Genomic DNA, 15,273 nt, shown 5'->3' with positions numbered 1-15,273 from the left:
TCAGGGCAGAACTGTGGTATATACATTATACGAAACATTGCTTAAGATGAACGTTCCACCGTTCAATGATGTGTAAAGTGAGGTGCCTGCCATGACCGCCGTGATCTATGCCCGCTATTCCTCGGACAACCAGCGCGAAGAATCCATCGAAGGCCAGATCCGGGAATGCACGGCTTATGCCGAGAAAAACGGCATCACCATCGTCAAGCACTATATTGACCGTGCTATCTCCGCCAAGACGGACAACCGCCCGGAGTTCCAGCAGATGATTAAGGACAGCGACAAGAAGCTGTTTGACATTGTGCTGGTCTGGAAGCTGGACCGTTTTGCTCGGAACCGCTACGACAGTGCCCGGTATAAGACCCAACTGAAGAAGAACGGCGTCAAGCTCATGTCTGCCACCGAGATCATCTCCGAGGGGCCGGAGGGCATTATTCTGGAATCTGTGCTGGAAGGTTATGCCGAGTATTATTCCGCTGACCTTGCCGAGAAGGTCGTGCGTGGACAGACCGAGAACATCCTGAAAGGCCGCTGCAACGGTGGCCGTGGAACCTTTGGATATACGCTGGATTCCGAGCGGAAATTCCACATCGACCCTCTCACCTCGCCTTTTGTGCTTGAATCGTTCAAGAAGTACAATGAAGGCTCCACTATGAAGGAGATTCGGGACTGGCTGAACGAAAACGGCATCAAGAACCCGGTGGGCGGTGCATTTACTTATAACAGCGTTGAACATATGCTCAAGAACCGGCGGTACATCGGAGAACTGAAATTCCGGGATGTGGTCGTGCCGGATGCTATCCCGCCCATCATTCCACTGGAACTGTTTGAGGATGTGCAGAAGAAAATCGCCAAAAACAAAAAAGCCCCTGCCCGTAGAAAGGCAGAGGATGACTATCTGCTCACCACCAAGCTGTTCTGCGGCTACTGTGGGGCGTTGATGTTTGGCGAAAGCGGCACAAGCCGGACGGGTGAAGTCCACCGCTACTATAAATGTGCCACTGCCAAAAAGCACAAGGGCTGCAAGAAAAAGACCGTCCGCAAACAGTGGCTGGAAGATTTGGTAGTCAACCAGACCATGCAGCTTGTGAAAGACGATGCCGCTATGGAATCCATCATCGCCAAGGTGATGGAACTGCAAAATAAGGAGAACACCAACATTCCACTCTATGAGAAGCAGCTTCGGGATGCGGAATCTGGTATCCAGAATATGCTGAACGCGATTCAAGCTGGAATCCTGACCAGTTCCACCAAGGAGCGGCTGGAGCAGCTGGAAGAAACCAAGCGTGAGCTTGAAGCCCGCATTGCGGAAGAAAAGCTGGCGAAGCCGAAAGTGACCGAAGAATTCATTCGGTTCTGGCTGCTGCGGTTTCGCAAGCTGGACATGAGCCTGAAAGACCAGCGGCAGGCGCTGGTGGATACGTTTATCAATGCGATTTATCTGTATGATGATAAGGTTTTGATAACTTTTAATTATAAAGAAGGAACACAGACCGTCACCTTTGGAGAAGCGACAGAAGTTGCATCCGAGGGAAATGGTTCGGATTTGGATTGCTTTACTGCACCAGAAAATGCCGTGAAATCGAAAGATTTCATGGCTTTTTTGTTTTGTAAACCATGGCTGCACGGTTTTTGCACGGTCGGTGTTATCCATGTCCGATTATGTAGGGCGCTGTATTGCATTGCAATCAGTGCCCTTTTTTGCATCAGGTGAGCAGTGCCAGGCGCAGCTTTGCCTTCATTTCCGGGTCGGCATGTTCGATCTGCCTCTGACGTTTTACCGCCTCCTCGTTGGTGGGAAAGCTCTCCCATTTGTCGCAGCTCTTGCCGTGCTCGTCCTGATAGGTGTACTATTTTTCAATTTCCTCTTGCAATTTTCGATTGCAGTTGTTATGATACGGGCAGGGAAAGAATGTGTAAAAAGTATCCTGCACAAGGCTGCAATGCGATTTTTACATGAAGGGAGCAGACGCATCATGTATGTGGATTGGGAGTATTACAAGATCTTCTATTATGTGGCGAAGTATCAGAACTTTACCAAGGCTGCGCGGGTTCTGGGTAACAATCAGCCCAACATCACCCACTCGATGAATCGACTGGAAAGCCAGCTGAACTGCGTGCTGTTCATCCGCTCCAACCGGGGTGTGACCCTGACACCGGAAGGCGAGATGCTCTACTCCCGCATCGCTTCGGCGGCGGTGCAGATCCAGGATGCCGAGGAGGAGCTGAGCGCCAGTGCCACGCTGGAGCACGGAACCATCAGCATCAGCGCCACCGAGACGGCGCTCAACATTTATTTTTCCAAAAAGCTGCGGGATTTCCACACCGAATATCCCGGCATCCGGCTGCGCATCTCGAACCACTCCACGCCGCAGGCGGTGCAGGCTGTGAAGAACGGTGAGGTGGATTTTGCCATTGTGAGCACCCCGGCGGAGATCGAGTCGGGGTTGAAAATGGTGGAGCTGAAGCCGTTTTACGAGGTGCTGGTGGGTGGCAGGACCTTCACCGCGCTGGCAAGTCAGAGCCTGACCTTGAAAGAGCTGCGCAGCTATCCCCTCATCTCCCTCAGCGACGAGAGCGTGACCCGCAGCTTATACCGGCAGTTCTTCCTGGATCACGGCGCGGTCCTCAAGCCGGATACGGAAGCTGCCACCACCGACCAGATGCTCACGCTGGTCAAAAGCGAGCTGGGCCTTGCCTTTGTGCCGGAACCCATGGCGAGGGATAGCCTGGAGCGGGGCGAGCTGGTGCAGCTCCACCTGCAGGAGATCATCCCGACCCGTTCGATCTGCCTTGTTTACGACCGCCACCGCCCGCTGAACACGGCGGCGCGGAAATTCCAGCAGATGCTGACCAAGGCAGACCCGCCCCGCCCGGCCGCATCGAAGCAGACCGAGAGCATCTCTTTTGTGTCCCAATAAAATGCTGTCGAGATGAGGCAGAGTGTTCGCGGCACTGCCCTGGCTTCTGCCGGTTCTTCTAAGGCATAAAATAACCCCGGAGCGTTTGCTGTGATACATCGCTCCGGGGTTTTGTGATGTTGTGGGTTACTGGCCGCAGGAGTGCCCGCCGCAATGATGCTCACCGCAATGGTGGCCCTCGCCGTGGTCGTGGTGGTCACAATGGGCGTTGGGGTCAAAGCGGAGCTTTCCGGCCAGATAATCTGCTACTGCCGCGTCTGCCGGGCCGCTGATCCCGCCGAACAGCTGGATGCCTGCCTGTGTAAGGGCGTTCTGTGCCCCGGGGCCGATGCCGCCGCAGAACACCACATTGGCATTGTGCTGGGCCAGAAAACCCACCAGTGCGCCGTGGCCCTGCCCGTTGGTGGAAACGACCTCGCTGGCCGTCACCTGTCCGTTTTCGACCTCGTAGAACTTGAACTCTGCCGTGTGGCCGAAGTGCTGGAATACCATACCGTTTTCATAAGGAATTGCGATCTTCATGGGGGATGTCTCCTTTTTTCTTTTCTTTTATTATAACATAACACAGGAGACAATAAAACCCCGGAACACGGGGCGATTTTGCGGAGCTTTCCCTCAATTACAGTTCTCCCGTTTTCAGTTTGTCCAGCACCTCGTTCAGGCTGGTGCATTCCATGGTATACAGGCCGCGCATCTCATCGTCGGCGGGGAGCAGATCGGGCACCATGACGGTGACAAAGCCCCCGGCGGCACCGGCGCGGACACCGTTGTAGCTGTCCTCCAGCACCAGCGTGTGGGCGGGGTCGGTGCCCAGCTTTTCCGCCGCCAGCAGGAAGATCTCCGGGTCGGGCTTGGAATGTTTGACCTGCTGGCCGGATACCAGCGCCTTGAAGTAGTGGGTCAGCCCCCAGTTGTTCAGGTTGCCCTCGATGACATGGACCCGGCTGGAGGAGGCCACCGCCATGGGGATGTGGTTGGCATCCAGCCAGGCCAGCAGCTCGTCCAGCCCCGGCTTTTTGGGCACCGGTTTCTGGAACTCCTCATCGGCCACCCGGTGCAGGCTGTCGATGATGGCGTTGGCATCGCAGTCCTCTCCGTAGAACTGCCGCACGATGTTACGGGAAGTTTCGCCCGCCGTGCCGCGTTCAGCCTCGGCAAGGCCTTCCTTGTACTCCAGACCCAGCGCCGCCAGCGCCGGTTCCCAGAAAGTGGCCCACATCCGCTCGGTGTCGAACATCAGGCCGTCCATATCAAAAATTACGCCGTTGATCATAATGGATTGGTTCCCTTCTTGATGAGATAATACTTTGTTTAACCTCTCAGCCGTCGCTATCGCTCGGCAGGCCCGGGTTGCGGCTCCCGGCATCCAATTTTATGTCTTGCTGGCCGCGGCCCCAACAGCAATGCCCTTTATCCGCCACTGGCGGCGGTTGTTGCTGTTGCTCCTAATAGGGGAGCCTTTGGCAAAACTGGAAACCTGCCCGGACTGCCAAGGCCTCCCCTACTAGGGGAGGTGGCAAAACCGATAGGTTTTGACGGAGAGGTTTAACAGCAGGGGCCGCTGTGGGGAGAAGCCCTGCTTACAGCAATAATATCACAATTTGCGACAACTTACAGCCCCCAAACATGAAAGATTTTGCGTTTCCTTGCAAATCCGGCTCATACTACTATAATAGAAAACAACATTCGGCATTTCAGGTGCGGGCGCGTGCCGCGCAAAATCTGCTGCGTGAGATCAGAAAAGAGGGAAATATATCATGTTGGATATCAAGATCACTCGTACCACTTCTCCCAAGGAGAAGCCTCAGGACGAGACCAAGCTGGGCTTCGGCAAGAAATTTACCGACCACATGTTTGTGATGGATTATACCGAGGGCGAGGGCTGGCACGATGCCCGCATCGTCCCCTATGCACCCTTCCCGCTGGACCCGGCCACGGTGGTGTTCCACTATGCGCAGGAGATCTTTGAGGGCATGAAGGCTTACCGCACCGCGGATGACACCATTCAGCTGTTCCGCCCTGATTGCAACGCAAAGCGTTTCCAGGATTCCGCCGACCGTCTGTGCATCCCCAAGATCCCGGAAGAGGATTTTGTGCAGGCTGTTGAGGCTCTGGTGGATGTGGAGCGCGACTGGGTGCCCCACACCGATGGTGCTTCCCTGTACATCCGTCCCTTCATTTTTGCAAATGATGTGGGTCTGGGCGTGCACGCTTCCAAGCACTATATCTTCTGCATCATCTGTGCTCCCTCCGGTGCTTACTACGCCGAGGGCATCAACCCCGTCCGCATCTACGTTGAGGATGAGTACATCCGTGCCGCCCCCGGCCTGACCGGCTTCACCAAGTGCGGCGGCAACTATGCTGCTTCCATCAAGGCCGGTGAGCTGGCCGAGGAGCAGGGCTATGCACAGGTGCTGTGGCTGGACGGCGTGGAGAAGAAGTACGTTGAGGAAGTCGGCAGCATGAACATCATGTTCAAGATCGACGGCAAGGTCTACACCGCTGCAACCGTCGGCACCGTTCTGCCCGGCGTTACCCGCCGCAGCTGCATCGAGCTGCTGAAGGATTGGGGCTATGATGTCATCGAGGGCAAGCTGGCCATTGCGGACATCATGCAGGCCGCCCGCGAGGGTAAGCTGGAGGAGGTCTTCGGCACTGGTACCGCCGCAGTCGTCTCCCCTGTCAAGGAGCTGGTCTGGAAGGGTGAGCACGCCTATATTGGCGATGGCAAGATCGGCCCTGTGACCCAGAAGCTGTACGATACCATGACCGGGATGCAGTGGGGCAAGATCCCCGATACCAAGGGTTGGATCGTTCCGGTTGAGAAAAAGTACTGATCCTTCCCGCGCTTCTCTTTGTTCAGAATTTTTGCAAACGCCGCCGGGTGGGAATACCGCCGGGCGGCGTTTGCCGTATCATGGTTTTGTTCCCCGATTGCTTTTCCGCCTGCACAGTGCTAGACTATGTGCAGAAAAACAGAAACGAGAGGGAACTGGAATATGGTCAAAAAATGGAGCGTCAGCTATCCTGCGGTGAACGGTGTGGAGCAGCGCCGGGTGTATGTCTACCTGCCCACCATGTACGAAGCCGACCCGGAGCGCCGGTATCCGGTGCTGTATATGTTCGACGGCCAGAATGTGTTCTTTGATGCGGATGCCACCTACGGCAAGAGCTGGGGCGTGGCGGATTATCTGGACTACACCGATACCCCGCTCATCGTGGCGGCAGTGGAGTGCAATGCAGGCCCCAACAACGAGCGCCTTGTGGAGTATTCGCCCTACCGCTTCGATGACCCGACCTATGGCCACTTTGACGGCAAGGGGCAGGCGACCATGAGCTGGTTCATCCACCGGTTCAAGCCCTTCATTGACCACAATTTCCGCACCCTGCCGGACCGGGAGCACACGTTCATTGGCGGCAGCTCCATGGGCGGCCTGATGAGCCTGTATGCTCTGCTGCAGTATAACGATACCTTCAGCCGCGCGGCAGCCCTGTCGCCGTCGATCTGGGTGTCTCCTGAAAAGCTCAGCGGTCTGGTGGGCCGCGCAAAGCTGGAGCCCGGCACGGTGCTCTACATGGACTACGGTTCCCAGGAGATGGGCAGCCACGAGGGGATGCGCAGGGAATTTGCTGAGATGTGCAGCAAGATCCTGGTCCGGGGCATCCACCTGACCAGCCGCCTGGTGCCCGGCGGCACCCACAGCGAAGCCAGCTGGGAAAAGCAGCTGCCGTTCGTGTTCCATACACTGATGTATGAACTGGACTGAACCTCTCCGTCATCCCTTCGGGATGCCACCTCTCCTGGTAGGAGAGGCGCGGAGCGCCTGAGAGTTTTTTTATAGAGGAGGGAACTACATGGAAACACAATACTTCAAGGATTACAGCCCCGCACTGGGCCGGGAGATGGAATGCAAGGTCTACGGCCACGCAGGCCGCCCCATGCTCTTTGTCCCCTGTCAGGATGGCCGTTTCTTCGACTTTGAGGACTTCCACATGGCCGGTACGCTGGCTCCGTGGATCGAATCCGGGCAGATCATGGTCATCTCCATCGACACCATCGATCAGGAGACCTGGTCCGACACCAACGGCGACCCCTACTGGCGGATCCGCCGCTATGAGCAGTGGATCCGCTACATCGTGGAGGAAGTTGTGCCCAAGATCCAGTATATCGCCAAGGAGCGCAACGGCTGGGACAGCCTCCCCGGCGTGATCGCCTTTGGCTGCAGCCTGGGCGCGACCTATGCCGTCAACCTCTACCTGCGGTTCCCCTATCTTTTCGATGGTTGTCTGGCCCTCAGCGGCATCTACACCGCAAAATACGGCTTTGGCGATTACATGGACGAGGTGGTCTACCAGAACTCCCCCGTGGATTACATGGCCAACTTCCCCACCGATCACCCCTATATGGACCTCTACCGCAGCAGGAAGGCGGTCATCTGCTGCGGTCAGGGCGCTTGGGAGCAGCCCGATACCACCCGGCAGCTCAAGCAGATCTTTGAGCAGAAAGGCATCCCTGTCTGGGTGGACCTGTGGGGCTATGATGTCAAGCACGACTGGAATTGGTGGTATCAGCAGGTCGTGTATTATATGCCTTATATTCTAGGATAAGGCGGCTCACCCTCTCAGTCAAAGCCTTGCGGCTTTGCCAGCTCTCCCAAAGGGCGAGCCTTTGGCAAAACCGTGAACTTTGCAGGGACTGCCAAGGCCTCCCACTTTGGGGGAGGTGGCATTGCGAAGCAATGACGGAGAGGGCGAGGACGTGAACAAGAAAGAGGAATCATCAAGCTATGCAGAACTTTATCTTTATCTCCCCCAATTTCCCCACCAACTACTGGCAGTTCTGCCGGGAGCTGAAAAATAACGGCATGAACGTGCTGGGCATCGGTGACCAGCCCTATGATGAGCTGAAGCCGGAGCTGAAAGACAGCCTGAATGAATACTACAAGGTCGGCAGTCTGGAGAATTATGACGAGGTCTACCGGGCGGTGGCGTTCTTCGCCTTCAAGTATGGCCGCATCGACTGGCTGGAATCCAACAATGAGTACTGGCTGGAGCGGGATGCGGCCCTGCGCACGGACTTCAACATCAAGTCTGGCTTCCAGACCGAGGATATGCCCCGCATCAAGTACAAGAGCAAGATGAAGGAGTATTACCAGAAGGCTGGCATCGCCACCGCCCGTTACCACATGGTGGACGACCTGGAGGGCTGCAGGAAGTTCATCAACGAGGTGGGCTATCCGGTGGTGGTCAAGCCGGACAACGGTGTGGGTGCCTCCGATACCCATAAGCTGTCCAGCGATGAGGAGCTGAAGAGCTTCCTGCTCTACAAGAGCACCTATCACCCCGACCTCTCCTACATCATGGAGGAGTTCGTCCACGCCGAGGTCAACAGCTACGATGCCATCATCGACGGCAGCGGCAACCCCATCTTTGAGGCGGGCAACGTCAGCCCGGTGTCCATCATGGACATCGTCAACGACAATGATAACTCCATCTACTATATCATCAAGGACCTGCCCGAGGATACCCGCGCCGCCGGACGTGCCGCCGTCAAGAGCTTTGGCGTGAAGAGCCGGTTCGTCCACTTTGAGTTCTTCCGCATGACCGAGGATCAGGCCAGCATGGGCAAAAAGGGCCAGCTCGTGGCGCTGGAGGTCAATATGCGCCCTTGCGGCGGCTTTACCCCGGATATGATCAACTTTGCCCGCTCCACCAACGTGTACAAGATCTGGGCAGATATGATCGCCTTCGGCGGCACGGATATGCCGGTGGGCGAGCACTACTACTGCCCCTTTGCAGGCCGCCGCGATGGCAAAAACTTTGTGTATAGCCATGAGCAGATCATGCAGAAGTACCAGAAGAATATGCGGATGGTGGACCGCATCCCCGAGGCTCTGTCCGGTGCCATGGGCAACCAGATGTACGTTGCAACCTTCTCCACCCGCGAAGAGATGGAGCAGTTCTACTCCGATGTGCTGGCTGTGAATGACCCTGTCAACGCCAAGGTGCAGAAGGAGCTGGCCGAGGTGCTGGCACTGGGCGAGCCCACCACCACCGCCCTCACCGAAAAGCCGAACCTCTCCCCCGCCGTGAAGCCTACCACGGCTGTGACCAAGACGCGCAGCCGGAAAAAGTAAGTGCATAGAATTTAGCTTGAACCAATGGCTGTCGGGCATTTTTCTGCCCGGCGGCTTTTTGCTACACTTTTTTCACGGTGCACAAAAAACAATACGCTTTTTTGGGTATCGTGCGAATAGACACAGCAAAGAACCTTTGGTATTATAAATTCGTAAAAACAAGACGTTACTCCTCGGAGGCGCTACTTGCATCGAATTCCCTTTCTAAAACAAGGGGAGTAGTGTGAGCTGCTGCATTCGGGGTTTTTCTTTTTGTCCGAAAATTCGATGCAGGGAGTAGAACGGTATGAAAATCATCCGACAGATCAACAACAATGCCGCCCTGGCACTGGACGGAAACGGCAAGGAGCTGGTGGTGCTGGGCCGGGGGGTCGGGTTCCCCAAAATGCCTTACGAGCTGACGGATCTTTCCCGCATCGAGCGAACGTTTTACGACGTGAACCCCAAATATTTTGGCATGGCGGCCGATCTGCCCCGCCCGCTGGTGCTGGCCTGCGCCGAGATCACGGAGCGGGCTGAGATCGAGCTGGACTGTGCGCTGAACCCAAACCTGCCCTTTACCCTGGCCGACCACCTGAACTTTGCGGCGGAGCGGCTGCGCAAGGGCATCGAGATCTCGACCCCGCTGGCTTACGATGTGCGCCACCTGTACCCCAAGGAGACAGAGCTGGCCAAACAGGCACGGGAGCTGCTGGCGCGGGAAGCCGGGCTGAAGCTGCCAGACAGCGAGGTGGTGAACATTGCCCTCCACCTCATCAACGCCGAGGCGGAAGCGGGCGATATGCACTCCATGATGATGACGCTCAAGGCCCTTTCGGACGTGGACGGCATCGTGGAGAAACGGCTTGCTATTACGCTCAACAAAGAGAGCTTTTCGTATTCCCGGTTTTCCATGCATCTGCGCTACCTCATCCAGCGGCTTGCCTCCGGCAGGCAGGTGGAGGAGCGGATCAGCGGGATGCTGGCCCAGATGCGGCGGGACTATCCGCAGGCGTATCAATGTGCCCGCGCCATCGCGGACTATTTCCGGGCCGCCTGGAACTGGCAGTGCAACGATGAGGAGATCGTGTACCTCATGCTGCACATCACCCGCCTGCAGGAGAAGAACGAGGCCTGAACCGGCCCGCTTCCCTGCCCACCTTTTTGCATGAATCCACCCAATGGCGCGCGTTGGGCGGTTCAGAAGATATTGACCGAGAGGGAGGTCCTCTGCCATGGATCGTAAACAGTTCCTGGAGCAGCTGGCTGCTCCGGCCGGCGGAAAAGAAAACATAGGCCTGTGTGATTTCCGCAGCGGCTGTCTGTCCGTTACCGTAAAGGACCGCAGTGTGATCGACCTCAACGCGATCCGCGGGCTGCCCGGTGTGGCTGACGCAGAGCTTCTGCGCAGCAGGCTCCGGATCACCCCGGATCAAACCATCATGGAGGAATTGCAAATGGCAAAAAAAGAAGATTACGGCGCATTGGCAAAACAGATCCTCAGCCTGGTGGGCGGTGCCGAAAACGTGAGCAACGCCACCCATTGTGCCACCCGTCTGCGCTTTAACCTGAAAGATGAATCAAAAGCCGATACCGATGCCATCAAGGGCCTGGCCGGTGTTGTGGGCGTTGCCCAGGCAAACGGCCAGTATCAGGTGATTATTGGTGCCGAGGTCACGCAGGTGTACGAGAAGCTCAGCGGGATGCTGGGCACCGCCCCTGCCGCCGCAGCCCCCGCCCCCAAGGGCAAGTGGTACGACCGTGTCATCGACACCCTGACCGGCATCTTTACCCCCATCCTGCCCCCGCTGACCGCAGCAGGCATGATCAAGGCCGTGCTGGCCATCCTGGTGGCGTTCAAGCTGGTCAGCAATACGTCCAGCACCTACCAGGTCATCAACTTCATGGGCGATGCCACGTTCTATTTCCTGCCCATCCTGCTGGCTAACTCGGCGGCGAAAAAGCTGGGCTGCAACCCCTACCTGGCCATGATGCTGGGTGGCATCCTGATCCACCCCAGCTTTGTGAACCTGGTGGCTGCCTCCAAGGAAAGCGGCGAGGCCATCACCATCTTCATGCTGCCCATCTATAACGCCTCCTATTCTTCGTCCGTGATCCCCATCATCCTAGGCGTGCTGCTGATGTCCAAGGTGGAGCCCTGGGCTACCCGCATCTCCCCCAAAGCCATCCGCTTCTTTACCGCTCCGCTGCTGACCATGTTCATCTGCGGCATTGCCACCCTGTGTGTGCTGGGCCCGGTGGGCTATGTGGTCTCCAACGCCCTGGCCGCTGTGATCAATGGCCTGAGCACCCTGGCACCCTGGCTGGTGCCCACCATCGTCGGCGTGTTCCTGCCGTTCCTGGTCATGACAGGTACCCACCACGCCCTGACCCCCATTGGTATCAACAACCGTATGACCATCGGCTTTGACACCATCATCTATCCGGGCCAGCTGGCCTCCAACGTGGCACAGGGCGCTGCTGCTCTGGCCGTTTCCATCAAGACCAAGGACCCCGAACTCAAGCAGCTGACCTCCGCCACCGGTATCACCGCCGTCTGCGGCATCACCGAGCCGGTTCTGTTCGGCGTTACCATGAAGATCCGCACCAACATGATCGCAGCCATGGCTGGCGGCGGCGTGGGCGGCTTCTTTATGGGCCTGATGAACACCAAGAACTACTCCGGCGGCTCTCCCGGTCTGCTGACCCTGCCCAGCTACATTGGCCTGGATACCCCCATGGCCAACTTCTACTATGCCTGCGCCGGTGCAGCCATTGCCTTTGTGGTGGCCTTTATCGTCTCGTTCGTCCTGTTCCGTGACGAGAAAAAGAACTGATCCCCGGACGCTGCAACATTAGGGAGGAACCTGTATGTATTTCCCGAGAAATTTCCTCTGGGGCGGCGCAACGGCCGCAAATCAGTGCGAGGGTGCCTATCTGGAAGATGGCAAGGGCCTGTCCATCCAGGATGTGCTGCCTAAGGGCTTCAAGGTCATCACCGAGGAGCCGACCCCCGACAACCTCAAGCTGAAAGGCATTGATTACTACCACCGCTACAAAGAGGACATCAAGCTCTTTGCGGGCATGGGGTTCAAGGTCTACCGCTTTTCCATTGCGTGGAGCCGCATTTTCCCCACCGGCGAGGAAGCACAGCCCAACGAGGCGGGCCTGAAGTTCTACGATGATGTCATTGACGAGTGCCACAAGTACGGCATCGAGCCGCTCATCACCATTTCCCACTACGAAACGCCCCTGGCCCTGGCCCGCAAGTACAACGGCTGGAGCAACCGCATCATGATCGACCTGTACCTGAAATACTGCCAGGTCCTGTTTGAGCGGTACAAGGGCAAGGTGAAGTACTGGATCACGTTCAACGAGATCAACTCCATTTTGCACCAGCCCTTTGTCAGCGGTGCCATCCTGACCCCCAAGGCCCAGCTGAGCAACCAGCAGCTGTATCAGGCCATCCACTACGAGCTGGTGGCCAGCGCCAAGGCTGTGCAGCTGGCCCACAGCATCGACCCGGAGTACAAGGTGGGCAGCATGATCCTGGCCGTTACCATCTACCCGCTCACCCCGAACCCCGATGACATCATCGAGGTGATGGAGCTGGACAACGAGGTGTACCTGTTCTCGGACGTGCAGGCCCTGGGTGCCTATCCCTACTATGCCAAGCGCGTGTTTGAGGAAAAGGGCGTGCAACTGGAGATCAGCGATGAGGACCGCGAAGCCCTGACCCACACTGTGGACTTTGTTTCGTTTAGCTACTATTCCAGCAACTGCGCCGCCGCTGACCACTCGCTGGGCGAGCCCACCGGCAGCAACATGGTCCCCACCCTCAAGCGCAATCCGTATTCCAAGGTCAGCGAGTGGGGCTGGCAGATCGACCCTAAGGGCCTGCGCTACACCCTGAACCGGCTGTACAGCCGCTACCACAAGCCCCTGTTCATTGCCGAAAACGGCCTGGGTGCCAACGACACCCTGGTGCCGGACGGCCACGGCAGCTTTACGGTGGAGGATGATTACCGCATCCGCTACATGAACGACCACCTGGTGCAGGTCAGCGAAGCGCTGCACGACGGCGTGGACGTGATGGGCTATACCAGCTGGGGCTGCATTGACCTGATCTCCTGCTCCACGGCGGAGATCAAAAAGCGCTACGGTATGATCTATGTGGACCTGAACAGCGACGGCTCCGGTACGCTGGAACGTTACAAGAAAAAGAGCTACGAGTGGTACCGCCGCGTGATCGAATCCAACGGCGAAAACCTGGAGCTCGACCCGGACAAACCCATCGTCCTGTAACACATGCTTCTCATAAGGTGCCCTGAAACGGCACTTCCTCCTTTCAGACCCGCTGTGTGGCGTATGCTGCCCGGCGGGTCTTTGTTGTGCACAAAAATTTGTCCCCTGCTTCAGAATGTGATATACTGTTCCCAAAGAAAGAGAACGAGGTATTGCTGTTATGAAAATTCCTGCAAATGGCTTCACCCACGCCGGCAAGTTCCATGCGGACGACGTATTTGCAACGGCGCTGCTGCAGATCATCCGGCCGGACATCAGGATCACCCGAGGCTTTGTGGTACCGGACGATTTCGACGGCATCGTGTATGATATCGGCTTTGGCATGTTCGATCACCATCAGGAGCCCCGCGAGTACCGCGCCAACGGCATCCCCTATGCGGCCTTCGGCCTGCTGTGGCGGGTGCTGGGCCCGGGGCTGGTGGGGGAGCGTCAGGCCCGGCTCATCGATGAAAACTTTATCCAGCCCCTTGACCTGAACGACAACACCGGCGAGCAGAACAGCCTGTGCGATGCCATCGGCTTCTTCAACCCGGTGTGGGATTCCAAGGAGGATCAGGACACCTGCTTCTTCAAGGCGGTGGCTGTGGCAAAGCAGATCCTGGAAAACCAGATCGAGAGTGCGAACGCCGTGAACCGCGCCGACGAGAAAGTGCAGCAGGCCTATAAGAATTCCCGGGACGGCATCGTGATCCTGCCCTGCTACCTGCCCTGGAAGAATGGCCTGTACAAGACCGATGCCCTCTTCGTCATCTACCCCAGCCAGCGCGGCGGGTGGAGCGCCCAGTGCGTGACCGACCACAAGACCAAAAAGCCGAAGCTGCCCTTCCCCCAGAGCTGGGCAGGCCAGCCGCAGGAGATCATTGAGCAGAAGAGCGGCATCGAGGGCATCAGTTTCTGCCACGCCAGCCGCTTCCTCATCACCGCAAAGGATAAGGAGACGGCGCTGGCCGCCTGCCGTCAGGTGCTGAAAAACAACGGGAGACTGTGATATGAGCGGGGAAGCGGAGAAGACGGAGCGGGCCTATGTCTATATGGTGCGCTGCGCAGGCGGCCAACTCTACACGGGCTGGACAAATGACCCGGCCAGCCGCCTGCACGCCCACAAGAGCGGGAAGGGAGCCAAGTGCACCCGTGCGCTGGGGGCACAGCGGTTCGCGTATCTGGAACGGTGCACAGACAAATCTGCCGCCCTGCGCCGGGAAGCAGCCCTGAAAAAGCTGACCAAGGCGCAGAAGGAAGCCCTGTGCGCCGAATGGGCTGAGAAGAACCTGCCCCGGCTCTCGCTGGCCACCCGGGCCGATGCGGCGGAGATCCTGGACATCTACAACTGGTATGTCCTGCATCATACCGCCACCTTTCAGGTAACGCCCTCTTCCCTGCCGGAGTATGAGGACTGGGTGGACAGCACCCGTGCGCTGATCCCTCTGCTGCTGGCCCGGGATGGGGACGGGAAACTGCTGGGCTACGCCTGCGCCCACCGCTACCACCCCCGGGAGGCCTACGACTGGGCTGTGGAGAGCACCATCTACTGTGCCCCCGATGCCCGGGGCTTTGGTGTGGGGGATACCCTCTACCGCGCCCTGCTGGATATTCTGGACGGGATGGGTTACTGGAATGTCTACGCCCTTGTGGCAGACCCCACCCCCGCCAGTGAGCGTATCCATGCCCGCCTGGGCTTCACCTGCGTGGGCCGTGAGCCCCACACCGCCTATAAGTTCGGCTGGCTGGGCTTGTCCACCTGGTGGCTGCCCCTGCGCAGGGGCAATGAAAAGCCGGAGCCAACCCACCCGCTGACACAGGAACAGGTGGAGAAGATCCTGGGAAGATATCAAGCATAAAGAAAGCGTCCTTCGGGGCGCTTTTTTGCATTTCATATATACATTTTAACTGCATAAAATTTGAATATAAACAAATAATACTGCATAAACATA

Annotated in this window: 13 protein-coding genes; 11 read left to right on the top strand and 2 right to left on the bottom strand. The window is 57.4% G+C overall.

All coding sequences use genetic code 11. The features are described from left to right. Positions 1-91 precede the first annotated feature (91 nt). A complete protein-coding gene (locus J3353_RS06645) occupies positions 92-1,714 on the top strand; it encodes a recombinase family protein (RefSeq protein ID WP_242700881.1) in 1,623 nt (540 codons plus the stop codon). Between the two features lie 262 nt (positions 1,715-1,976). Next, positions 1,977-2,921, top strand: coding sequence for a LysR family transcriptional regulator (locus J3353_RS06640; protein ID WP_207684473.1), 945 nt, complete (start codon positions 1,977-1,979; stop codon positions 2,919-2,921). 126 nt (positions 2,922-3,047) lie between these two features. Here the strand turns inward: J3353_RS06640 and J3353_RS06635 are convergent, their stop codons facing one another. Together J3353_RS06635 and J3353_RS06630 are read right to left on the bottom strand one after the other, a co-directional pair. Continuing rightward, a complete protein-coding gene (locus J3353_RS06635; protein WP_207684472.1) occupies positions 3,048-3,443 on the bottom strand; it encodes a NifB/NifX family molybdenum-iron cluster-binding protein in 396 nt (131 codons plus the stop codon). A 97-nt stretch (positions 3,444-3,540) separates the two neighbouring features. Beyond that, positions 3,541-4,194, bottom strand: a complete 654-nt coding sequence (locus J3353_RS06630) for an HAD family phosphatase (protein WP_117505625.1) — start codon at positions 4,192-4,194, stop codon at positions 3,541-3,543. Between the two features lie 484 nt (positions 4,195-4,678). Here J3353_RS06630 and J3353_RS06625 point away from each other — a divergent pair, with 484 nt between their 5' ends. From J3353_RS06625 to J3353_RS06585, 9 genes are all read left to right on the top strand, one after another. Beyond that, positions 4,679-5,758 (top strand): branched-chain amino acid aminotransferase, encoded by a 1,080-nt coding sequence (locus tag J3353_RS06625; RefSeq protein ID WP_005928914.1) that lies wholly within the window; start codon positions 4,679-4,681, stop codon positions 5,756-5,758. A gap of 162 nt (positions 5,759-5,920) precedes the next feature. Continuing rightward, on the top strand, positions 5,921-6,688 hold the full coding sequence (locus J3353_RS06620) for an alpha/beta hydrolase (RefSeq protein ID WP_207684471.1): 768 nt from the start codon (positions 5,921-5,923) through the stop codon (positions 6,686-6,688). 88 nt (positions 6,689-6,776) lie between these two features. Beyond that, positions 6,777-7,529, top strand: coding sequence for an esterase family protein (locus tag J3353_RS06615; protein WP_207684470.1), 753 nt, complete (start codon positions 6,777-6,779; stop codon positions 7,527-7,529). Positions 7,530-7,708: 179 nt separating this feature from the next. After that, the gene (locus J3353_RS06610; RefSeq protein WP_207684469.1) at positions 7,709-9,058 is read left to right on the top strand and encodes an acetyl-CoA carboxylase biotin carboxylase subunit family protein; all 1,350 of its coding nucleotides are present in this window, start codon (positions 7,709-7,711) and stop codon (positions 9,056-9,058) included. Positions 9,059-9,344: 286 nt separating this feature from the next. Continuing rightward, positions 9,345-10,175, top strand: coding sequence for a PRD domain-containing protein (locus J3353_RS06605; RefSeq protein ID WP_207684468.1), 831 nt, complete (start codon positions 9,345-9,347; stop codon positions 10,173-10,175). Positions 10,176-10,272: 97 nt separating this feature from the next. After that, the gene (locus tag J3353_RS06600; protein WP_242699298.1) at positions 10,273-11,874 is read left to right on the top strand and encodes a PTS transporter subunit EIIC; all 1,602 of its coding nucleotides are present in this window, start codon (positions 10,273-10,275) and stop codon (positions 11,872-11,874) included. 34 nt (positions 11,875-11,908) lie between these two features. Next, positions 11,909-13,342, top strand: coding sequence for a glycoside hydrolase family 1 protein (locus tag J3353_RS06595; RefSeq protein ID WP_207684467.1), 1,434 nt, complete (start codon positions 11,909-11,911; stop codon positions 13,340-13,342). A 160-nt stretch (positions 13,343-13,502) separates the two neighbouring features. Beyond that, positions 13,503-14,330, top strand: coding sequence for an MYG1 family protein (locus J3353_RS06590; protein WP_156066706.1), 828 nt, complete (start codon positions 13,503-13,505; stop codon positions 14,328-14,330). 1 nt (position 14,331) lies between these two features. Beyond that, the gene (locus tag J3353_RS06585; RefSeq protein ID WP_207684466.1) at positions 14,332-15,180 is read left to right on the top strand and encodes a GNAT family N-acetyltransferase; all 849 of its coding nucleotides are present in this window, start codon (positions 14,332-14,334) and stop codon (positions 15,178-15,180) included. Positions 15,181-15,273 lie beyond the last annotated feature (93 nt).

This window comes from Faecalibacterium sp. Marseille-Q4137, from assembly GCF_017377535.1.
Taxonomy (GTDB): domain Bacteria; phylum Bacillota; class Clostridia; order Oscillospirales; family Ruminococcaceae; genus Faecalibacterium; species Faecalibacterium duncaniae.
Note: the sequence above shows the minus strand (reverse complement) of the source record. Positions and strands in the feature narration are given on the sequence as shown.